The sequence below is a fragment of the Bradyrhizobium sp. MOS002 genome, assembly GCF_003020115.1.
Lineage (GTDB): Bacteria > Pseudomonadota > Alphaproteobacteria > Rhizobiales > Xanthobacteraceae > Bradyrhizobium.
In genome coordinates this window covers 501,553-521,840 of the sequence record NZ_PYFX01000004.1, presented here as the reverse complement: position 1 = coordinate 521,840, position 20,288 = coordinate 501,553, and the positions used below count along the sequence as shown (strand labels likewise).

Annotated in this window: 19 protein-coding genes and 1 pseudogene; 11 read left to right on the top strand and 9 right to left on the bottom strand. The window is 62.3% G+C overall.

Going from position 1 to position 20,288, the window contains the following annotated elements; genetic code table 11:
- The first annotated feature begins 11 nt into the window (after positions 1–11).
- The gene (locus C7G41_RS15430) at positions 12–1,133 is read left to right on the top strand and encodes an HD-GYP domain-containing protein (RefSeq protein ID WP_106943364.1); all 1,122 of its coding nucleotides are present in this window, start codon (positions 12–14) and stop codon (positions 1,131–1,133) included.
- A 29-nt stretch (positions 1,134–1,162) separates the two neighbouring features.
- On the opposite strand, the gene C7G41_RS15425 is transcribed toward C7G41_RS15430, so the two are convergent.
- Positions 1,163–1,366 (bottom strand): hypothetical protein, encoded by a 204-nt coding sequence (locus tag C7G41_RS15425; protein WP_106943363.1) that lies wholly within the window; start codon positions 1,364–1,366, stop codon positions 1,163–1,165.
- A gap of 131 nt (positions 1,367–1,497) precedes the next feature.
- A complete protein-coding gene (locus C7G41_RS15420; RefSeq protein WP_027517616.1) occupies positions 1,498–2,175 on the bottom strand; it encodes a nitroreductase in 678 nt (225 codons plus the stop codon).
- Between the two features lie 143 nt (positions 2,176–2,318).
- Here C7G41_RS15420 and C7G41_RS15415 point away from each other — a divergent pair, with 143 nt between their 5' ends.
- The 3 genes from C7G41_RS15415 to C7G41_RS15405 all read left to right on the top strand — a co-directional run bounded on the left by C7G41_RS15415 (position 2,319) and on the right by C7G41_RS15405 (position 4,959).
- On the top strand, positions 2,319–3,281 hold the full coding sequence (locus tag C7G41_RS15415) for an alpha/beta hydrolase (protein WP_199198439.1): 963 nt from the start codon (positions 2,319–2,321) through the stop codon (positions 3,279–3,281).
- 114 nt (positions 3,282–3,395) lie between these two features.
- Complete coding sequence (locus tag C7G41_RS15410; RefSeq protein WP_035962662.1) at positions 3,396–3,644, top strand: hypothetical protein; 249 nt, start codon at positions 3,396–3,398, stop codon at positions 3,642–3,644.
- A 223-nt stretch (positions 3,645–3,867) separates the two neighbouring features.
- Positions 3,868–4,959, top strand: coding sequence for a type II asparaginase (locus tag C7G41_RS15405; RefSeq protein WP_106943361.1), 1,092 nt, complete (start codon positions 3,868–3,870; stop codon positions 4,957–4,959).
- Between the two features lie 21 nt (positions 4,960–4,980).
- On the opposite strand, the gene C7G41_RS15400 is transcribed toward C7G41_RS15405, so the two are convergent.
- Positions 4,981–5,856, bottom strand: a complete 876-nt coding sequence (locus C7G41_RS15400; RefSeq protein WP_106943360.1) for an MBL fold metallo-hydrolase — start codon at positions 5,854–5,856, stop codon at positions 4,981–4,983.
- A gap of 146 nt (positions 5,857–6,002) precedes the next feature.
- Between C7G41_RS15400 and C7G41_RS15395 the strand changes: the two genes are divergently transcribed.
- Entirely contained in the window at positions 6,003–6,986 is a 984-nt protein-coding gene (locus C7G41_RS15395; protein WP_106943359.1) for a glycerophosphodiester phosphodiesterase family protein, read from the top strand.
- Here the strand turns inward: C7G41_RS15395 and C7G41_RS15390 are convergent.
- Together C7G41_RS15390 and C7G41_RS15385 are read right to left on the bottom strand one after the other, a co-directional pair.
- A complete protein-coding gene (locus tag C7G41_RS15390; RefSeq protein WP_106943358.1) occupies positions 6,983–8,605 on the bottom strand; it encodes an ABC-F family ATP-binding cassette domain-containing protein in 1,623 nt (540 codons plus the stop codon). The two genes, C7G41_RS15395 and C7G41_RS15390, sit on opposite strands and share 4 nt — an antisense overlap.
- Before the next feature lie 121 nt (positions 8,606–8,726).
- The gene (locus C7G41_RS15385) at positions 8,727–10,328 is read right to left on the bottom strand and encodes a multicopper oxidase family protein (protein ID WP_106943357.1); all 1,602 of its coding nucleotides are present in this window, start codon (positions 10,326–10,328) and stop codon (positions 8,727–8,729) included.
- Positions 10,329–10,562: 234 nt separating this feature from the next.
- On the opposite strand from C7G41_RS15385, the gene C7G41_RS15380 reads away from it, so the two are divergent.
- Genes C7G41_RS15380 through C7G41_RS15370 form a run of 3 tightly spaced genes read left to right on the top strand, consistent with a single transcriptional unit; the run spans position 10,563 to position 14,481 of the window.
- Positions 10,563–13,334, top strand: a complete 2,772-nt coding sequence (locus C7G41_RS15380; protein ID WP_106943668.1) for a xanthine dehydrogenase family protein molybdopterin-binding subunit — start codon at positions 10,563–10,565, stop codon at positions 13,332–13,334.
- Positions 13,331–13,855, top strand: coding sequence for a (2Fe-2S)-binding protein (locus C7G41_RS15375; RefSeq protein ID WP_106943356.1), 525 nt, complete (start codon positions 13,331–13,333; stop codon positions 13,853–13,855). The genes C7G41_RS15380 and C7G41_RS15375 overlap by 4 nt, the downstream gene beginning before the upstream one ends.
- 8 nt (positions 13,856–13,863) lie before the next feature.
- The gene (locus tag C7G41_RS15370; protein ID WP_106943667.1) at positions 13,864–14,481 is read left to right on the top strand and encodes an Isoquinoline 1-oxidoreductase subunit; all 618 of its coding nucleotides are present in this window, start codon (positions 13,864–13,866) and stop codon (positions 14,479–14,481) included.
- 120 nt (positions 14,482–14,601) lie between these two features.
- On the opposite strand, the pseudogene C7G41_RS39000 reads toward C7G41_RS15370, so the two are convergent.
- Positions 14,602–14,685 (bottom strand): annotated as a pseudogene (locus C7G41_RS39000) (autotransporter outer membrane beta-barrel domain-containing protein); the annotation flags it as partial.
- A 137-nt stretch (positions 14,686–14,822) separates the two neighbouring features.
- Between C7G41_RS39000 and C7G41_RS15365 the strand changes: the two are divergent.
- The 3 genes from C7G41_RS15365 (at position 14,823) to C7G41_RS15355 (ending at position 18,969) form a co-directional block, all read left to right on the top strand.
- Positions 14,823–15,002 carry a hypothetical protein gene (locus C7G41_RS15365; RefSeq protein ID WP_063992643.1) on the top strand — a complete coding sequence of 60 codons (180 nt, stop codon included), beginning with the start codon at positions 14,823–14,825 and terminating at the stop codon, positions 15,000–15,002.
- A 1,296-nt stretch (positions 15,003–16,298) separates the two neighbouring features.
- Entirely contained in the window at positions 16,299–16,976 is a 678-nt protein-coding gene (locus C7G41_RS15360) for a Crp/Fnr family transcriptional regulator (RefSeq protein ID WP_063992644.1), read from the top strand.
- 1,150 nt (positions 16,977–18,126) lie between these two features.
- Positions 18,127–18,969 carry a Crp/Fnr family transcriptional regulator gene (locus C7G41_RS15355; RefSeq protein ID WP_106943355.1) on the top strand — a complete coding sequence of 281 codons (843 nt, stop codon included), beginning with the start codon at positions 18,127–18,129 and terminating at the stop codon, positions 18,967–18,969.
- A 160-nt stretch (positions 18,970–19,129) separates the two neighbouring features.
- Here the strand turns inward: C7G41_RS15355 and C7G41_RS37805 are convergent, their stop codons facing one another.
- From C7G41_RS37805 to C7G41_RS37800, 3 genes are all read right to left on the bottom strand, one after another.
- On the bottom strand, positions 19,130–19,306 hold the full coding sequence (locus C7G41_RS37805; protein ID WP_199198391.1) for a hypothetical protein: 177 nt from the start codon (positions 19,304–19,306) through the stop codon (positions 19,130–19,132).
- Positions 19,303–19,566: a hypothetical protein gene (locus C7G41_RS15350; protein WP_106943354.1), complete on the bottom strand. Its 264-nt coding sequence runs from the start codon at positions 19,564–19,566 to the stop codon at positions 19,303–19,305. Before C7G41_RS15350 ends, C7G41_RS37805 begins: the two co-directional genes overlap by 4 nt.
- 465 nt (positions 19,567–20,031) lie before the next feature.
- Complete coding sequence (locus C7G41_RS37800; protein WP_199198390.1) at positions 20,032–20,199, bottom strand: hypothetical protein; 168 nt, start codon at positions 20,197–20,199, stop codon at positions 20,032–20,034.
- Positions 20,200–20,288: the final 89 nt, after the last annotated feature.

Sequence of the window (20,288 nt, the reverse complement as noted above, 5' to 3'; positions counted from 1 at the left end):
TCAGGTCAACCGTGCAGAACGCGCGAATAATATCCCGCCCCGTCAAAGGCGACGGCGGCATCCGAGAGAAGGAAGCGGCACGCCCGTTCGTGCATGTGCTGGCTGATTCCTCAGACAAATTGTCGAGCGTCTGTTCGATTCTCGAGCAGCAGTTTGCCGTCGCAGGCGAACGGCTCGACGCGGAAGCCAAGCTGTCCCAGGTGCCGTTCGCGATCGTCATCCGTGCGGAATTGCGTGACGTCCACGCCATTGCGGCCATCAAGAAACGAGCCGCAAAGCTCGCGAAGGCAACGAAACGCATCTTCCTGGTCGAGCACTCCTCTCACATGAGCATCTCGCAGGCCTACGCGCTCGGGGCCACGCTCGTCCTTCCCGGCACGATCGACAAGATCAAGCTGCTGGCGGCGCTGGCTTATCCCGCCGAAGAGGCGTCTGCTTCCTCAGGTCACGCGCCGCAGCCGGACAACGCCGTCGAGACCGCGGCGATCGCCATCGCGTCGATGTTCACCTCGGTGACGTCAGGTCAGCCGATCGACATCAACGGCGCCAGGGAAGCCGGCCGCCAGATCGCAGATCGCATCACCCAGCATGGCCTGTCGGAATGGCTCACGACGGTGCGGCGCCATCACGAGGGGACCTATCAGCATTGCCTCCTGGTCACCGGCGTCGCCATCGACTTCGGCCTGAGCCTCGGCGTCGGCAGGCCCGATCTGGAGCGGCTGTACACGGCGGCCATGTTCCACGACATCGGCAAGGCCCGGATCCCGCTTGCCATCCTCGACAAGCCCGGCCGTCTCGATCCGGACGAACGTGCCATCATCGAGACCCACCCGGTAGCCGGCTACGATTTTCTGAAAGACCACGACAATATCTCGCCGGAGATCCTCGATGCCGTGCGGCATCACCACGAATTTCTCGACGGCAGCGGCTACCCGGATGCGCTTTGCGGCGGGAACATCGGCGATATCGTGCGCATCCTGACGATCTCGGACATCTTCGCTGCCCTGATCGAGCACCGGCACTACAAGCCGACGATGCCGCGGGCAGACGCCTACAACATTCTCTGCGGAATGAGTGGAAAGCTGGAGAAAGCTCTGGTCACCTCGTTCAAACAGGTCGCGCTCACGCGGTAAGCGCGTAAGACCTGTTCCGAACGCGGACCCTAGTGCGCGGCGCGATGTCTGGCGCGGCGCTGAACGGACCGGCAGGCGAGCCCTTCGGCCAACAGCTTCATGTCCTCGTGCCGGCCGCTGCGGATCATCCGGCCGAACTCTTCAGGTGTGAAAGGAAGACTTGGATCATCATCGATCGGACGCCGCACTCGCGGGCCGAAGAACCGTCGAACCAGGCTAGCCAGCCGCCGCATGTCAATTCCCTCGCGCCAGCATCAAACCTTTCAGTCCGTACATTGTTCCTCCTGCACGATCGAGATTGCAAGAGGCCACGAAGCCGTCCGCACCAAAAAAAACGGCGAGAGAATAATCTCCCCTGCCTGCACTACTCGGCGAATCCGACGTAGCGCACGAAATCGTCGTTGCCCTCGCGATCGGAACGCACGGCGTTCGCGGCAAAGTTGTCGTCGGGATAGCCCATCGCGACGCAGGTCATGATCACCTCGTCCTCCGGAATGTTTGCGACCTCGCGCACGATGTCGGAGCGCATGATGCCCTGCCCGTTGATCACCGAACCGAGACCGCGGTCCCAGGCCGCGAGCACGATGCCGTAGCAAAGCGCGCCCAGATCGAAATGGCAGACCGCGCCGGGATCGAGCACGCGGTCATAGGTCAAAACCAGCGAGACCGGCGCATCGAACTGGCGGAAGCCGCGCAGCACCCAGTCCTGGCGCATCGGCTTGTCGTCGCGCGCGATCCCCATCGCGCCGAACAGTTTCTTGGCGACGTCGACTTGTCGGGTCCGGTGCACGCCCTGGTACTCGCCGTGGCTGACGATGTCGCGCTTGACCTTGGCGCCGGCAACCATTTCCTCCATGTTGCGTCGGCGCAGCTGTTCCAGTGGACCGCCTGTGAGCACGTGGACATGCCAGGGCTGGGTGTTCATCGACGACGGCGCACGCTTGGCGCTGTCGATGATCGCCTCGATCACCGCGCGCGGCACCGGCTCGTTCCTGAAGCCGCGCACGCTGCGGCGCGACTGGACCAGCGTTTCGAATTCCACCTCAAGACCTCCCTGCCCGTTCATCCCATGTTATTGCGAACCCTGGCATTGCAACATGCGAGCGGTTGCCGATGGGCCGCGCAAAATCTATGCTACCCCGCAACCAAGACCAAGAACCCTGTGAGGATCCCATGAAAGCCAACATGGCCGCACCGCTCGATCCCGTCATCGCCCAGATCATTCCACTGCTGCCGATGCGCGATGCCACGACGATGACGCCACAAAGCGCCCGCGATTCCTTGCGTGCACTGGCTGCCTCGCGTGCGGCCATACCGCCGCCGCCGGTCGACATCGTCGCCGATATCAAGGTGAAAGGCGGCGCCGGCCCGCTCGATGCACGGGTCTACCGGGTCGGCACCACGCCGGCGCCGACCGTGGTGTTCTTCCATGGCGGCGGCTGGGTCGCGGGCGACCTCGAGACCCACGACCGGCAGGCACGCAACCTTGCGATCGAGACCGGCGCGGTCGTCATTTCCGTCGACTACCGGCGCCCGCCCGAAACCCGCTTTCCCGGCGCGTTCGAGGACGCCTTTGCCGCGGTCAGCGACGTGTTTGGCCGCGTCGCGGAATTTGGCGGCGATGCAAAACGCCTTGGCGTTGCCGGCGACAGCGCCGGCGGCAATCTCGCCGCCACCACCGCGATCGCCTGCCGCGACGCCGGCATCAAGCTCGCCGCGCAACTCCTGGTCTATCCCGTGACCGACGTCCTCGGGAGTTATGCGGACGCGCGCGAGAACGCTCGTTTTCCCTCGCGCGCCGAGAATGCCGAAGGCTACTTCCTCTCCCGCGCGGTGATGGAGTGGTTTTGCGGCCATTATCTCGCCGATCCCTCGCACGCGACCGACTGGCGCGTTTCGCCGCTGCGCGCGGCTTCGCTTGCCGGCGTCGCGCCCGCGATCGTCACCACCGCCTGGTTCGATCCCCTGCGCGACGAAGGTGCCGCCTATGCGCACGCGCTGGAAGCCGCCGGCGTGCGGGTGAAGCATCATGAGGGCGCCGGCCTGATCCACGGCTATTTCGGCCTCGGCGACGCCTCCGAGGTGGCGCGGGCCGAAGCGCGGCGCGCACGGGCGGACTTCAAGGCCCTTCTCGCGCGGGGCGCCTAACGGCGCAGGCGAACAAAAATCGCGATGGCGGCCGCGGTCCATGTTTATCCAGCTTGATTGCGCCACGATTCCCGGCTCCAATCCGCGTGCCATTTCTGGTTTAGGGAGACAATCATGATGAAGCGGATTTTCCTGGCTGCGATTGTTGCCACGTTTGCAGCGGGGTCGGCCTTCGCGGAGGACACTTGCGAAAGCAAGGCCGTCGGCAAGGACGGCAAGGCCCTGGCTGGCGCCGCCAAGACCTCGTTCATGAAGAAGTGCAAGGCCGACGCCTGCGCGCCCAAGGCTGTCAGCGCCGAGGGCAAGCCGCTCGCCGGCGCCGCCAAGAACAGCTTCATGAAGAAGTGCGAAGTCGGCGCGTAATCGCGCTGCGAATTCGCTGCTTCTTTAGCGGGCAATCGCCAAACGAACTGCGTCATGGCCGGGCTTGTCCCGGCCATTCGCGTGTGTATTCCCGTGTGCCAGCGTCCAAACCAAAATCATTCGAAAGCAGCGCAACCCTAGACAGGAGGCTCAGGCTGACCGATCATGCAGTGCTGAGCGAACCGGGGCGCGTCGACAGGCTTTCTAGGAAAGGAACGTCAAGATGTGGCAACCCCGAATGCGTCATCAGATCATCGCGGCAATGAGCTTGCTCGTCGCGCTGCTCATCAGCCCTGACGTCGCAAACGCGAGGGGCCCCGGTCTGCCCAATGTCATGGTTCTGGCGACCGGCGGCACGATCGCCGGCAGCGGAGCGAGCAGCACCACCGTAGTCGGTTACACCGCAGCCACGGTGGGCATCGAGACCCTCCTGAACGCCGTCCCCGAACTGAAAATGGTGGCCAACGTCAAGGGCGAGCAGGTTTTCCAGATCGCCAGCGAGAACATGAACAATGACTACTGGCTCAAGCTCGCAAAGCGCGTCAACACGCTGCTCGCGCAGGACGACGTCGATGGCATCGTGATCACGCACGGGACCGACACGATCGAGGAAACCAGCTATTTCCTGGACCTCGTCGTCAAGAGCAAGAAACCCGTCGTGGTCGTCGGCGCGATGCGGCCGTCGACCGCGATCAGCGCGGATGGGCCGATCAACCTCTTCAATGCGGTGATCCTCGCGGGCAGTGACGAGGCCGTCGGCAAGGGCGTGCTCGTCGCTCTCAACGATCAGATCAACGCGGCACGCGACGTCACCAAGAACAACACCTCGACGGCGGACACCTTCCGCACGCCTGAACTCGGCTTTCTCGGCTACATGCAGGGCAACAAGCCGTACTTCTATCGTCAATCGACGCGCCGGCACACGGCGGACTCCGAATTTGACGTCTCCAGCCTCGATGTCCTGCCGCAAGTCGACATCGTCTACGGCTACGCCAACATGAACCGGGTCGCGATCGACGCTTTTGTCGCCGCCGGAGCCAAGGGGATCGTGCATGCCGGCGTCGGGGACGGCAGCCTGGCTCGGCCCGCGGTCGAGCCGGCGCTCGACGAAGCCCGCAAGAAGGGGGTCGTGATCGTGCGCAGCAGCCGTGTCGGAAACGGCATCGTCGCACGCAATGGCGAGGCCAAGGACGACGAACACGACTTCGTCGTCTCGGATACGCTCAATCCTCAAAAGGCGCGCATTCTGCTGATGCTCGCACTGACCAAGACGACTGACACGAAAGAAATCCAGCGGATGTTCTTCACTTACTAGAGGGTCCGACCCGCGGTCGCCCTACTCCCGCTTGAACCGGTAGTCAAAGGCGGCGCCGAACGGCTTGATCAGCCCGACTGTCGGCGCCGGAAAATGAATCGGCAGGATCAGCGTGTCGGTGTCCGCGACTGAGGCGAAGAACTTTCGCCGCGACACCGCCGACTGCTTCGCATCCCAATCCGGCCTGGCCGACCAGTCCGGCTCGCGGCATTGGATCTGATGATGCATGAGGTCGCCGGCGACCACCGCGCGGCGCCCCTTCGAGAAGATGTTCACGCAGCAATGACAGGGCGAATGCCCCGGCGTCGGCGTCAGCGTGACGGTGTCATCGAGCGCGTAGTCATCATCGACCAACAGCGCTTGGCCTGCCTCGACGATCGGCAGGCAATTGTCGCGAAACACGGTGCCGGGCGGGTTGCTGCCCTTGGCATGCTCGGCCTCCCAGGCCGCATATTCGCCCTTGTGAAAGACATATTTCGCATTCGGAAACGTCGGCACCCAGCGGCCGTCGCGCAAGGTCGTATTCCAGCCGGTGTGGTCGATATGAAGATGCGTGCAGAAGACGTAGTCGATCTGCTCGAAAGCGATGCCGAGCGCGAACAGCTCGTTGCGCCAGCGTTCCTTGCCCGGAAAATCGAACGGCGGCGGATGGCCCTTGTCCTCGCCGGTGCAGGTGTCGACCAGGATGGTATAGCGCGGCGTGCGTACCACGAAGGTCTGATAGGTGATCACCATCATGCCGCGCGCGGCATCGAACACCTCCGGCTCCATCGTCGGCAGGTGGCGCTTGAACACGCCCTCGTCATAGGCCGGGAAAAAATCCTGCGGCCGCCGCCACGGCCCTTCCCGCTCGATCACCGCATCGATGGTGATGTCACCGATCCTGAGCTCCTTCATGCGCGTTCCACTCCCAGTTTTGAAGCAGCGTAGCGGGCGCCATCGGACGGTTCAAGCCGAACGGCGCGTGCCGTCTCATTGCGTGGCGATTGCCGCAAATCAACTCCAAACGCCGCCGACGGTGACCACGGAATGGGGAGGAATCGGTGGGCACGAAACTGAGAGTCGCGACGGCAGCCATCATCGCCGTCGCTTTGGGCGTCTACGTCAACAACACGAGTCTGCTGGCGCCTCATCGTGACGGCAAGCCGGTGCTGCTTGCCCATCGCGGCATGGCGCAGCGCTTCGATGAGCGCGATGTGAAGAACGACACCTGCACCGCCGCACGCATGTTGCCGCCGACGCACGACTATCTCGAGAACACCATACGTTCGATGCGAGCAAGCTTCGACGCCGGCGCAGATGTGGTCGAGCTCGACGTGCACCCGACCACCGACGGCGGATTCGCCGTATTCCACGACTGGACGCTCGATTGCCGCACCGACGGCCACGGCGTGACCCGCGAGCAGAGCATGGCGAAGCTGAAACTGCTCGACCTCGGCTATGGCTACACCGCCGACGGCGGCAAGTCATTTCCGTTTCGCGGCAAAGGCATCGGGATGATGCCGACATTGTCGGAGGTGTTCGCCGCCTTCCCTGACAAGAAGCTCCTCATCAACGTGAAGAGCCGGGACGCTGGCGAAGGCGAGAAACTTGCCACTGTGTTGAACGCGCTGCCGGCCGAGCGCCGCCGGACGATCATGGTCTATGGCGGTGACGAGCCCATCGACGTGATCCGTCGCCTCACCCCTGATGTCCGCACGATTTCGCGTGCGGCGATCCGAAGCTGCCTGATCGGCTATACCGGCTATGGCTGGACCGGTCTGGTGCCGTCCGCCTGCCGCAACGCGATGGTGCTGGTGCCGGTCAACGCCGCATCCTGGCTATGGGGCTGGCCCGACCGCTTCCTCGATCGGATGACCGGCGCCAACAGCGCGGTGTTCGTGCTCGGCCCCTACAGCGGCGGCGAATTCTCCACCGGCATCGATACGCCGGAATTGTTCGCCCGGCTCCCGCAAGGCTATTCCGGCGGGATCTGGACCAACGAGATCGAGGCCATCGCCACGATTGCGGGAAAGCGCAAGAACTAGCTCCGCAACCCCGGCGCTTCCTGCCCCGTGCGCGCAACGTATTCCGTGTAGCCACCGCCGAACTGGTGGATGCCCTCCGGCGTCAGCTCCAGCACGCGGTTCGACAGGACGCTGAGAAAATGCCGGTCATGCGAGACGAACAGCATGGTGCCCTCGAAATCCGACAGCGCCGTGATCAGCATCTCCTTGGTGGCGAGGTCGAGATGGTTGGTCGGCTCGTCCAGCACCAGGAAGTTCGGCGGATCGAACAGCATCTTCGCCATCACCAGGCGCGCCTTCTCGCCACCCGAGAGCACGCGGCAGCGCTTCTCGACGTCGTCGCCGGAGAAACCGAAGCAGCCGGCGAGCGCGCGCAAGGATCCCTGCCCCGCGGTCGGAAACGCGTATTCGAGTGACTCGAACACCGTCTGCTCGCCGTCGAGCAGGTCCATCGCATGCTGGGCGAAATAGCCCATCTTGACGCTACCGCCGACCGCGACCGTGCCCTCGTCCGGCTCGCTCGCACCCGCGACGAGCTTGAGCAGCGTCGATTTGCCGGCGCCGTTGACGCCCATCACGCACCAGCGCTCCCTGCGGCGGATCATGAAATCGAGCCCGTCATAGATGCGCTTGTTGCCGTAGCCCTTGAACACCTGCTTGAGCGCAACGACGTCCTCGCCCGAGCGCGGCGCGGGCGGAAAGTCGAACGCCACCGTCTGGCGGCGGCGCGGCGGCTCGACCCGCTCGATCTTGTCGAGCTTCTTCACCCGGCTCTGAACCTGAGCGGCATGAGAGGCGCGCGCCTTGAACCGCTCGATGAACTTGATCTCCTTGGCGAGCATCGCTTGCTGGCGCTCGAACTGGGCCTGCTGCTGCTTCTCGTTCAGCGCACGCTGCTGCTCGTAGAACTCGTAATTGCCGGAATAGGTGGTGAGCGAGCCGGAATCGATCTCGACCACTTTCGAAATCACGCGGTTGATGAACTCGCGGTCGTGCGAGGTCATCAGCAGCGTGCCTTCGTAGTCGTGCAGGAACTTCTCAAGCCAGATCAGGCTTTCGAGATCGAGATGGTTGCTCGGCTCGTCGAGCAGCATGACGTCGGGACGCATCAGCAGGATGCGGGCGAGCGCCACGCGCATCTTCCAGCCGCCGGAGAGCTTGCCGACGTCGCCGTCCATCATCTCCTGGCTGAAGCCGAGGCCGGACAGGGCCTCGCGCGCGCGACCATCGAGCGCGTAGCCGTCGAGCTCCTCGAACGCGTGCTGCACCTCGCCGTAGCGCGCGATGATTTCGTCCATCTGATCGGCCTTGTCGGGATCGGCCATGGCGGTCTCAAGCTCGCGTAGCTCGGCCGCGACCGCACTCACCGGTCCCGCCCCGTCCATGACCTCGGCCACGGCACTGCGGCCGGCCATCTCGCCGACGTCCTGGTTGAAATAGCCGATGGTGATGCCGCGATCGGTCGAGACCTGCCCCTCGTCGGGCAGCTCCTCGCCGGCGATCATCCGGAACAGCGTGGTCTTGCCCGCGCCGTTCGGGCCGACGAGCCCGATCTTCTCGCCCTTGTTGAGGGCGGCGGAGGCTTCGATGAACAGGATCTGGTGGCCGGCTTGCTTGCTGACGTTGTCGAGGCGGATCATGAGGTCTTTTTGGGGGATTGTTGCGTTGCAGCGTCATAGGCCATGCCGGCCGCCAGGGGAAGCCCGGCCGAGCCCGGATCAGCCCTGCGCGCAACCAAAATCGCGCAATTCCACCCACAGCTTACGCCTTGTAGACCTCGACGGTCTGCATCATGCCCATCTCCTCATGGTTCATCATGTGGCAGTGGAGCATGTAGACACCGGTGAAATCGATGAAGCGCGAGCGGAACACGACCTGGCCGCCCTTGCGCTCCACGATCACGGAATCCCGCCATTCCGGCACCGCCAGCGCCTTGCCATTGGCCGAGATCACCTGGAACGGGTTGGTATGGATGTGGAACACGTGGTCGTCATGCTCATGCGTGTTGACGATTGTCCACTCCTCGACCGCGCCGAGCTTGACCCGCTGATCGATCCGGCCGGGGTCGAACTTCTTGCCGTCGACGAAGAACTCGAATTCCTGCCAATGGCCGGCGGCATCGGCCTCCGGCGCGGTCGCCGACAGCACCACCTTGCGGCGGTTGGTGATCTCGGAGTCCTTGATGGTCGCGAGCGGCGCCGGCGGCAGAGAGCGCGGCAGCTTCATGTCCATCGGCGCGCCCGAGACCACAACCCGCGCCAGCGGTCCCACTGGCGAAGGGTGGCCCTGGTCGTAGGGCGCCGCATTGAAGGCGTAGGTGCCGGGGCCGCCCGCCTTCACCAGAATGTCTGCGCGCTGACCGGGCGCGATCAGGAGCTGCTTGAGCGGCTGCATGGCGCCGAGCTGGATGCCGTCATAGGCGATCGCTTGCAGATCGTGCTTCTCCAGGTCGAGCAGCATGTCGTCTTGATAGGCGGCATTGAGGATGCGCCAGCGCTGCACCTCGCCGGGCCGCATCTCGATCATTGGCCGACGCTGGCCGTTGATGGCGAGAAAGCGCGTCGCGGTCTCGGGAAATAGCGTCTCGAAATTCTCGACCATGCCGTTGGCATCGTAGACCACCTGGGTCAGCACCATGAGGCGTTCGCGGGCTGTCGCGATCTCGGGAACGTCCGCGAAATCACCCTCGATGACGACGGCGCCGACCATGCCGGAAGACATCTGGATGTCGGCGCTGCCGTGGTGATGCGGGTGATACCAGTAGGTGCCCCTGGTGTGATCGGCCGGCAGGGTGATTTCGATGTTGTAGCTGCGGCCCGGAGCCATCGAGCGCATGACGTTGTCCGAAATCCCGCTTGGGCTGGTATGCGCGCCGTGGAAATGGAAATTGGTGTTGTTGAACTGATGCGGATGGCTGATGTCGGCCGGCAAGCCATCGCGGTTCGGCGGCAAATCGTTGATCATCTTGATGCGCAGCGTCTCGCCGGGCTTCATGCGCAGGGTCGGCCCGGGGCTGCCGCCCTCATAGGATCTGACATAGAGCCTGACGCCGCCGATCTGGCGATAGGCATAGCCGACGCGCAACGTCGTGCTCAGCACGCCATTGACGGACCGCCGCACCTCGGGCTCGATCAGCGGCTGGTCCATGGCGGGAACGGGCGTTTCAGCGACCATCCCCATGGTCGGCGACATGTCCACGGTGTGGGACGTGCCCGCATGGCCGTGCACGGCGTGCTGGGCATTCGCCGCACCTGCGAACAGAGTCAACGCGCCTGCCTTGAGACCGTAATCGAACAATTGGCGCCGCGAGAACGTTGTCGTTTCCGCCGTGACGCGCGAGACGTCGTTCGGATCGTGCTGCATTTGCGTTTCGCCCCCGTTGCCAATCCGTCTTCAGTTCGATTCGATTCTAAAGCAATAGCGAAACGACAATTCCATCCGGCAAGCGTACCACATTCACCGGTTGTAAACGCCCAGATCCTTTCTATCGTCGTATGACGAATCATGACGGATTCGAGCTAGCATCGGCGCGAACTCTCCGGGCATCGATGCCGCAAGCATCATGATGTTCTCGAAACCTTGTACAAGGATCTGATCATGGGGCCTTCGCGACGCGAGTTCGTGAAGTGGTTGTCGGCGGGAGGCATCTCGGTCAGCCTGTCACATCTGGCGTCCGCGGCGGGCGTGCCCTTCGCAGCGCACGAGACGCTGCCCGGACGCGGCAAGTTCAACCCCGCGGCAAAGGGCGCCGGCCGTGTCGACGGCGTCGCCAAGGTCACCGGCGCAAAGCTTTACGCCTCCGACTTCCGCGCCAACGATCTGCCGGGCTGGCCGCAGGCCACCTCGCACGCCATCCTGGTCCGCGCCAACGACGCCACGCATGTCTATACCGGGCTGGACCTCGCCCGCCTCGGCGGCGCGCTCAAGCCGTCGGTGGTGGTAACGGCCGCTGATCTCGACCGGATCGGGACGCAGGTGCCGGACTTCTATGCGGGCGACCTGTTCTGTCCGATCGGCACGACGCCACTCTATCTCGGCCAGCCGATCGCGCTTTTGATCTTCGAAAAATTCGACGCCTTCGACCAGGCGCGTCTCGCGCTGCGCGACGGCACGTTCATCCAATTCGGCGAGGAGACCGGGCCTGTCGTCGTCCCGGATTACGGAGCCTTCCGCTTCACCCGCGTGGCAGGTCCCTCGCCTGACAAGCCGGATGTCTATTCGCCGCTCCAGGCCGGCTGGGTCTCGCCCAAGAAGGTCCAGAGCGCGGCGCTGCCGGTGTGGTCGCCGCTCGCGAAGGACATGCCGGCGGATTACGCCAAGGCGGCGAAATATGGCGAGCAGATCCGCGCCGAGCTTGCGGCGGATGATGCCTCCATGCTGGTGCTCGACCGCGAGTTCGAGACGCAATCGGTCGACCCGATGTTCCTGGAACCGGAATGCGGGCTCGCCTGGTACGACGGCAAGGGCGGCAATCTCGAACTGCTGCTTGGCGTCCAGTCGCCCTACGAGGCGGCGGAGTCGATCGCGCATCTCTTGGGCAAGGCCCGCGCGCCTTACAAGCCGGCGCACATCAACGCGCAGTTCGCCCATGTCGGCGGCGGCTTTGGTGGCCGCGATCACACACCTTTCATTCTCTACGTTGCGCTCGCGGCGGTCTGCTTTCCCGGCAAGCCGGTGCGGCTGGCGCATGACCGCTACCAGCAGTTTCAGGCCGGCATCAAGCGCCACGCGATCAAGATGCGCTCGCGCATCGGCATCGATCGCGCGACCGGAAAGATCAAGGCGTTCGCCGCCGATCACGTGCTCGACGGCGGCGGGCTCGCCCATTTCTCGGCCAGCGTCGCTGTCGTCGCGGCCACCGGCGCGATCGGCATCTACGACATTCCGAAGGTCGACGTCAGGACTGTCGCGGTGCACTCGCGCGGCGTGAGCGCGGGCTCGATGCGCGGCTACGGCATCCTGCAAGCCATGACGGCGCTGGAGGTTTTGATCGACGAAGCCGCGACCGAGCTCAAGCACGATCCAATCGATTTCCGGCGGCGTAACGCGCTGCCCCAGAACGGTCGGACCATGACGGGCAATCCCTACATCGTCTCGGTGCGCACGCCCGAAATCCTCGACAAGCTCGAGAAGCACCCGATCTGGCAGCAGCGGGCACAATTCAAGCAGGCCTCGTCGGATCGGCTGGTCGGCACCGGCGTCGCCTGCGTCACGAAAGACTATGGCTCCGGCGCGGACGGCTCGCTCGGACGCGTGGAGCTTGGCCCCGACGGAAAGATCGTCATCTATTGCGATCATGTCGAGATGGGCAACGGCATCGGGACGGCGCTGGCCAACCGGGTCGCCGGCCATCTCGGCGCCATCGCCGACGAGGTCTCGGTCGCCCGCGTCGACAGCTATGACGTGCTAGGCCTGGTCACGTCGGGCGATTCCTCCACCATCGACCAGAAGACCCAGGATGCCGCGGAGAAAAATCCGCGCTGGGTGCCGGCGATCAGCTCGCCGACAAGCTCCTCGATCGGCGCGCATGTCGGCACGCATTCCGCCGCGGAAGCCGCCCGCGTCATTTTCCGCTTCGGCCTGTGGCCCGCGGCGCTCGAGCTGTGGCGCATCGCAAAGACCGATCCGCGCGCGGGGCAATGGGCCAGCGCTAGCTGGCAGGACGGCCAGCTCACCATGCCCGGCCTCGAACCGCTCGCCCTCTCCGTGCTCGCGGCAACAGCTCACGCGCGCGGCTTCGTCACCGGTGCGGTCGCGCACAGCTTCTCGCGCTGGGCGTGGTCGCGGGCACGCTTTCCGCTGTCCGGCGAGCAATACCGCGCCGAGATCGACGCGCTGGCGATCCGCAAAGGCAGCGGCAAGTTCGAACGGATCAACCGCACCAGCGTCAAGTTTCCGCCGACCGACAACAACCGGATCGGCACCGCCTATACCTCGATGTGCGGCACGGTCGTTCGCGTCGAGATCGAGCGCGCAACCGGCGCGCTTCGCATCGCCAAGGCCTATAGCGTGTTCGAATGCGGCACCGCGCTGGTGCCCGAGGTGGTGATGGGCCAGGCCCAGGGTGGCTTCGCCATGGGCGTCGGCTACGCGCTGCTCGAAACCCTGCCCCCGTTCGAGGGCGGGCCGGGCAACGGCGAATGGAATCTCGGGCGCTATCTGGTCGCACGCGGCTCCGACCTGCCGCTCCGCGATCTCGAGATCGAGATGCTGAAGCCGCTAGTACCAGACGAAGCACCGAAGGGCATGGCGGAGGTCGTGATGATCCCGATCGTGCCGGCGCTGATCAACGCCATCCACGACGCCACCGGCCATCGCTTCCGCGCGCTGCCGGTCACCGCAAGCCTATTGAAGGGAGTGCTCGCGTGACCACCCTCAGCCTCACCATCAACGGCCAGAAGCACGGCCCGGTGGACGTCCGCGACGATCTCTCGATGAACGATTTTCTGCGCGAGATGCTGGGCATGACCGGCACCAAGTTCGGCTGCGGCGCCGCGCAATGCCTGAGCTGCGCCATCATCGTCGACGCGCCCGACGGCACCAGCACCACCAGCCCGACCTGCGTCGCGCCCGCCGTGAATTTCAACGGAAAGTCGATCCGCACCGTCGAGGGGCACGCCAGGGACGGCGAGCTCTCGACCCTGCAAAAGGCCTTCATCGCGCATTTCGCCTTTCAGTGCGGCTATTGCACCGCCGGCTTCCTTAATGAGGGCCAGGTCCTGCTGGAGCGCCTGTCGCGGACACCGGTCGCGCGCGAGGCACTGGAGCAGACCATCACGGATGCGCTCGACGGTCATCTCTGTCGCTGCACCGGCTACATCAAATATCACGAGGCGGTGCGCGACGTGATCCTGGCCGATTCAAGTCGCTACCTCATGGCCACCAAGTGACACGCATCATGATCTCCGACGTGCGGTTCAAGATGATTGCCGTGGTCGCCGCCCTCGCCGTCAGTCTCAGTGCGGGCTACGCGGCGTCGGAGACGGCAAGCCACGCCCTCGCCTCGCCCGAGAGCTTTGCCGCGATCGGCGACACAGAGAAGCGTTCGGCCGCAATCTTCACCGAGCTCGGCAAGGTGCTGACGAATCCGCGCTGCACCAATTGTCATCCGGCCGGCGACAGGCCGCGCCAGGGCGACAATGCCCGTCTGCATCAGCCGCCGGTCACGCGCGGCGCTGACGGCCATGGGCTCGAGGCAATGCGCTGCAACACCTGTCACCAGAAGGCCAATTTCGAGCCCGGCCGCATGCCCGGCCATCCCGACTGGCATCTGGCCCCGCGCGAGATGGCCTGGGAGGGCAAGACCGTCGGCGAGATATGCGAGCAGATCAGGGATCCCGCGCGCAATGGCGGGCGCAAGGTGGAAGACCTGATAGACCATATCGGCAAGGACACCCTCGTCGGCTGGGCCTGGAAGCCCGGCTTCGGCCGCTCAGCCGTGCCGGGTACGCAAGAGCAGGCCGGCGCGCTGGTCGAGGCCTGGGTGAAGACCGGAGCGGCCTGCCCGGCGCCGTGACGACGTCGAAGCGGTCCGTTCCGCGAACGGAGTTCAATCGAACTTGTCATTCACGCCGAGCGTCATCATGTCATGGCGCTGCTTGATCGTTTCCGACGGCACCGCTTCCACCCGAGGAGTTCACCACGCATATCGCACCACACCTTTGCCGGCGTAGCTGCGGGTCACGTCGGAGAACTCGCCTTCGAACGTCGCGGCGGTCGATCAGCCGCCGCGCCGCGATTGTCTTGGTCGCGTTCTGAACATAAAGCCAGCGCACATTGATCTCATCACCGTCCGCTATTGGCTGTTATCGGTGACAGAGAGTGCTGCATGCTCCCGCCTCATCAGGAGCATTGGCTATGTCAAGCTATAAAGCCTACCTTATCTCTCCAGACGGCCACCACATCAAAGCTGTCGATCTTGATTGCATCGACGAGGCCGCAGCCAAGAGATGCGCTGAGCAGCTGACGGATTTCAGCAAGGTCGAACTATGGGAGCACGCCCGCCAAGTCGCAACGTTCGGCAGCAAATCTGACTGAAGAGGGCTCACCCCGGCCTCTCTTTGCCCGGTCCCTTAATTGCCTCAGACTTCTCTGCGGCAACCATCTCACCGAACAATCGGACCGTTCTTCTGGAATTCGGCTTTTAGTGGCTATTTTTCGATATTGGCGATTCCAGCGATCCAACCACGCCAGATGAGAGCCGTCATGGGGTCTTCCAGAGCGACGTCTTTCCTGGATTTCCACGGCCAGCCTTCACTGGGGAGATCGAAGTCGCAAAGGATATCGGCGCACCCAGCTCTGAGAGGGCGTTCGAATTGGTGCGAGAAGTGAGATCTGTCTATCTGTTCCATTTGGTCACAATGGAGCCGCACGGGCCGCCCGCGCTGTCTCGTTTTGCTCACCTTCGAATTCAAATGAGACCTCCCGGGTGAATTCTGGAAAAGTCGGAGGCCACGCAAACGGCATTCTGACGATTGTCGGAACCGATCTGACAGCCCCCAAAATGGCTGTAGATCAGGTTAGCACCAGGACGCTTGGAGCAATCCCACGCCTTAGTTCGGAATGTGGTCAGATTTGCTCAGCCGAATGGCCATAATCCTGGCACTTAGGTCCCGTGACCGACGCGGTGGAACTGCCGAAGAACCCGGGCTTGATGACCTGCGATCGATGCGGCATGCCTATGCAGCATTTGACCGACCTTCGGAGCATTGGCTGCCGTCCGGCAGCGAGGATATTCCGCTGCATTGCCTGCAGTACGGTCGTCTCACTGCCCTGGTGAGCCTGGCAACTCCGTTCCGACTCTTCAGCCTTCCCCGCCAACGAACGATGTTGGCCGGAAGACACCTCGCGACCCAGAATTCCGAGTCTTGGTCAATATTGACCAGCCCCGTAGCCATGAGTTGAGCGAGGATGGGTCCATCGCCGCTCCGACAGGCAGTTATCGGCGACGGAGAGATCGGTCATGCTCCCGCCTAACTCAGGGGAAAGCAGATGTCATCTATCCAGCCAAACCCACTGTACTGCCGAGCCGAGCTTGGAATTCTTCCGTGTTTGAGGTGCGGCAAGCCCATGCGGCTCGTTTGCATTGAGCCTGACCAGCCCGGTCACGAAGTTCGCATCTTCGAGTGTTCGGAATGCAAAACGACCGGTAGGTTTCAAACCCTGATATAGTCTCAGGTGCGTCTTGCGGCGGTCGTGGTAACGCTCGTTTGCGGCGGGGCACTAAATGGCACACCGATGCGGGGAGTGGCGAAGCTTTCCGTCCAGCCGGTTCATTGGCGCGGCTTCAGGCGGAACCACCAAGGTGGGCGGTGATGGGGACCAAAAATCGGCATGGCAGGCAAAACCAATCCAGCGTTTGATCCGAAGGAGTTTCTCGCCCACGTCGGCGAAGGAAAGACCATCCTTGAATTCGGCAAGGGAGACGTCATCTTTGCCCAGGGAGACGAGGCGAATACGATCTTCTATATCCAAAAAGGGCGGGTGAAGGTCGTCGTCATATCCGAGCAAGGCAAGGAAGCCGTGGTCGGAATCTTGGAGCCGGGCCAATTCTTTGGCGAAGGCTGCATGAACGGCCATTTGCTGCGGATTGCGACGACGACAGCGATGGAAGCCAGCCTCGTCACGGCGATCACGAAAACGGCCATGCTCGCGGCGCTGCACGACCAGCCCAAGTTCTCCGAACTGTTCATGAGTTACTTGCTCACCCGGAACAGTCGTGTTGAAGAAGATCTGATCGACCAGCTCTTCAATTCCAGTGAAAAACGACTGGCGCGCCTGCTTCTCCTCCTTGCGAATTTCGGCAAGGAGGGGAGCCCTCAACAGATCACCCCGCACATCAGCCAGGAAACATTGGCGGAGATGATCGGAACGACCCGATCTCGCGTCAGTTTCTTCATGAACAAATTTCGCAAGCTCGGCTTAATCAACTACAACGGAAAGATCGAGGTCAACAGTTCGCTGCTGAACGCCGTTTTGTACGACAAGCCCGAGATCCAACGCGACTCGTAGGTCGATCAACATCTTGGACTTGCCGAGGACAGCCAATTCTCGATTCGATGCGCACTTTCAGTTAGTCCCGCTGCGCGGATCATGGCTTCCCGAAGAGGGCCATGGGGCAGCCTGTTTGCATCGCCCTCGAGCCGCTTAGCCTCGAGCATAAGCCTATTCTGCAATGACAATTTGGGTTGTTCGGTTTTGGTGCGCATGGTGCTCTCCGGGTAGGAGGCGGGAGCGCGATACTCTCAGTCACCGATAGATGCCGATGGCGGGGCGGTGATGGGCTTAGTCTACGCCCTATCCGTGGGTTAAGCGACTGATACCTTGGACAAGCTGGGCGATTGCGACAAAGCAAAGCAGGCCGCGGCTGAAATTAAACCGGGCCACTGAGGTGGGAAACACGCGTGCGCCCTATCAGGGCCGAAATAGGCCGCCCTGAGTTTTGAAATGCCCCCTAAACGAAAACGCCACCAAGCCCAATAATGCTCAGTGGCGCCACGCTGGAACTGGAAACTGCAATCCTCCAGTGGACGTTAGTCGGGATCGCCGGCGTTTAGGTTCAAGGCGGCCTTACTGTTGCTTGGGCTCGCAATGGATAGCGGCCTTCTTGGCAGGCGCAGCTTCTATCAATTCAGCTATGCCATCGAGCGTAATTCGGTCGTTGATACGTGATGCTAGGTACTTGTACCGCGCAATGCGCAGGTCGATCTCGTCGCATTTCTCACACATAGCTCACCGCGATTGTTAAGGGCGGGAGCGTGCAGGACTCTCTGTCACCGATAAAAGCCAGGGACCGGGCGGCGATCGCGAGACTCTAAACCAGATATTCAGTTCCAGATACGGGAACAAATTTAGGCCGCTTCTAAATCACTTGGGCCAGTAGCGCGCGAAAACAGGCTCAAGGAGGCAACCTTTAGAAGTGATCGCCAGCCCGCAATTTGCAGGTCACGGCCCGCTTTGGGTACATGCGCCAGTTCAGCGCTCGGCTGCAAACTTCCGGTCTACCCTTGTGAGCCGACATGCAGCGACACCGCGCCAACGGAAGCGATGGGCCACTTTCGGACTCATGCGCCGCAACAAAAAGCGCCTTCAATATCGCCCCTCGATCATCAATATCCGGGATATATTCGGGGGATACTGACCGTTTGTGAGAGATGATCCGATGGAGCCCATCCGTGCAGATCTTTCCACGATACTAAACCGCATCCTCGATACGGCGGCAGATAATCTCAGGATTGCAAAGATTCTCGTTCAAATGGGGCTTGATCCCAACAACATCACCTACGACGCACTGTTTGATCGGCTGCTGGAAATTGTGTTGGCCAACATCACGCTCGCCAACATGTTTGCCTTGCTCGGCGCAATCTTCTTTGTCGCTACCTTGCTGATGCAGAGAATGGTGCCGCTGCGGGTCGCGAATATGGTCGGCTGTGCATTCTTCGCAACCTCTGGCGCGCTTTCCGGAAGCGTCGCCACCTTACTGCTTTATCTGCTGCTGCTGCCGGTCAATGCCGTTCGTCTCCGTCAACTGCTCAGGCTCGTTAAGAAGGCACGTAACGCGATGCAAGGTGACATGTCGATGGAATGGCTTAAGCCGTTCATGACCGAACGCAGATATCGCCATGGCGACCGATTATTTAGGAAGGGTGATGCGGCGGCCGAAATGTTTCTCACCGTCACTGGGAAGTTTCTCGTCAAAGAGATCGGCGTCGAAATTCCGCCAGGGCGTCTCATGGGAGAACTTGGCTTCCTTGCGCCCGATAACCGACGAACCGGAACGGTCGAGTGCATAGAAGACGGACAAGTCCTGACTATAACTTATGAAAGGTTGCTTGAAATCTACTTTCAAAGTAATCAGCAATTCGGCTACTACATCCTCCTCCTCACCAGTCGGCGTCTGCTGGAAAACAACCAGCGCCTCCAGGAAAACATCTCGGGGCTGGAAGCAACTCTTGCGCAAGAGAAAGCGGCGCGACAGACCCCAGCCGCGGCTGGCTCCGCTTGAAACTTGGCTCTTGATTGCTCCACTATTAGTGACAGAACTGTCCCGACGCGGTGCAGGTCTCGCGAGGCAACGACGTCCGCTATGGGTCACAAGCGGTCCTTGACCGGCTGCGCGCGGCAGGTCAGCTACGGGCCAGATGCGGACGTGACCTCCCGCCGCCCTACGGCGACCATCTTTCGTGCTCTTCGCGGTAAGCTTGCTCGTTGAGGCGGTCGGCAATCTCCTCCGCCACAGGTTCGCTCTCTGCCTCCGCGAGCGGTTTGCCTGTGTTGGTCTTCACGGTCGTTTTTTCGACCTCGACTGGGAAGTCGTTGGCAGGTATCGCAGGCTTTGTCATAGCTCTCCCTCACCGCGCGGGTGTTCAGTGATCGCGAACGTAGGTTCAAGATCGTCCCCGGTTTGCCTCACCACGCTGGCCGCAAGTTGCGAGTCGGCTAAGCCGCTGTCTACTAGGCTCGCATGCCAGGTCTTGCCGGAGCCGACGATGTTAACCGCCGTGATCGCGATTTCCTTCACAAGTTCGCAGCCTTGATGTGATTGGACGGCCGCAAGCACCTTGGCGGCTAGCTCCTCACGAGTGATCGCGACCTTGCTCATCAGACTCTCTCGACAGCGAAGTGAATGCTGCTTCAACTGCGCGACAGTCGCGAAAGTTTCGCAAGATTGAGATTGCTTGGTGGGGCAGCCTGACGCAGATAATGGCAGTTTAACCGTGGGTCACTTTCATTCGCGCCATTTCCCGGCGACGCCCTGTTGGCTTGCGAACCTCAACGAGGTGAGCTCCGGTCCAAAGGGACAACCTCACCTCATGGTCCGATGATTTTAGTGGCCCCGACCAGCACGCCAAATACGACGCCGGTTACGCCAATGAATGCGATGAAATACCAGAAGCGATGCATGCCGGGATAACCGGCAAACTGCTGAATGGTTTCGGCAAACGGACTCCCCGCCCCGTCTGGTGGTCTAGGCCGAAGCTGAGCGGGGAGTCGCTGCGCGGTCCCCCGTCGCGTCACCATGCTACGAACGTGCCATGACGGTTGCGTGAAAACCACACTTCGCGAGTTAGTGCAATTCGATCTTATCCAAGGGAAGCTTGAGTTCCGCGGCGCGCTCCTTCCGGTCCTTCTTTCGGAACTCGCTTTCCTGCCGTTCGAACCGAGCCAACTCTTGGTTGGCCACTTCCAGCAAGCGGTTGCGCCGCTCATTCTGCATATGCACTTTTTCCGTCATGGCCCACTCCCCTACTAGCGGCATCGCATCCTAAACAATGCTGGCATCCCCGGGAAGGTTCTGTGTCTCAATATTACAGATTTAAGACG

What these genes read in the sequence shown, in the direction of transcription:
- C7G41_RS15425 (WP_106943363.1), bottom strand. Translation starts at nt 1,366, where the DNA reads ATGCGGCGGCTGGCTAGCCTGGTTCGACGGTTCTTCGGCCCGCGAGTG.
- C7G41_RS15415 (WP_199198439.1), top strand. Translation starts at nt 2,319, where the DNA reads ATGGCCGCACCGCTCGATCCCGTCATCGCCCAGATCATTCCACTGCTG.
- C7G41_RS15410 (WP_035962662.1), top strand. Translation starts at nt 3,396, where the DNA reads ATGATGAAGCGGATTTTCCTGGCTGCGATTGTTGCCACGTTTGCAGCG.
- C7G41_RS15405 (WP_106943361.1), top strand. Translation starts at nt 3,868, where the DNA reads ATGTGGCAACCCCGAATGCGTCATCAGATCATCGCGGCAATGAGCTTG.
- C7G41_RS15400 (WP_106943360.1), bottom strand. Translation starts at nt 5,856, where the DNA reads ATGAAGGAGCTCAGGATCGGTGACATCACCATCGATGCGGTGATCGAG.
- C7G41_RS15390 (WP_106943358.1), bottom strand. Translation starts at nt 8,605, where the DNA reads ATGATCCGCCTCGACAACGTCAGCAAGCAAGCCGGCCACCAGATCCTG.
- C7G41_RS15385 (WP_106943357.1), bottom strand. Translation starts at nt 10,328, where the DNA reads ATGCAGCACGATCCGAACGACGTCTCGCGCGTCACGGCGGAAACGACA.
- C7G41_RS15380 (WP_106943668.1), top strand. Translation starts at nt 10,563, where the DNA reads ATGGGGCCTTCGCGACGCGAGTTCGTGAAGTGGTTGTCGGCGGGAGGC.
- C7G41_RS15370 (WP_106943667.1), top strand. Translation starts at nt 13,864, where the DNA reads ATGATCTCCGACGTGCGGTTCAAGATGATTGCCGTGGTCGCCGCCCTC.
- C7G41_RS15365 (WP_063992643.1), top strand. Translation starts at nt 14,823, where the DNA reads ATGTCAAGCTATAAAGCCTACCTTATCTCTCCAGACGGCCACCACATC.
- C7G41_RS15360 (WP_063992644.1), top strand. Translation starts at nt 16,299, where the DNA reads ATGGCAGGCAAAACCAATCCAGCGTTTGATCCGAAGGAGTTTCTCGCC.
- C7G41_RS15355 (WP_106943355.1), top strand. Translation starts at nt 18,127, where the DNA reads ATGGAGCCCATCCGTGCAGATCTTTCCACGATACTAAACCGCATCCTC.
- C7G41_RS37805 (WP_199198391.1), bottom strand. Translation starts at nt 19,306, where the DNA reads ATGACAAAGCCTGCGATACCTGCCAACGACTTCCCAGTCGAGGTCGAA.
- C7G41_RS15350 (WP_106943354.1), bottom strand. Translation starts at nt 19,566, where the DNA reads ATGAGCAAGGTCGCGATCACTCGTGAGGAGCTAGCCGCCAAGGTGCTT.
- C7G41_RS37800 (WP_199198390.1), bottom strand. Translation starts at nt 20,199, where the DNA reads ATGACGGAAAAAGTGCATATGCAGAATGAGCGGCGCAACCGCTTGCTG.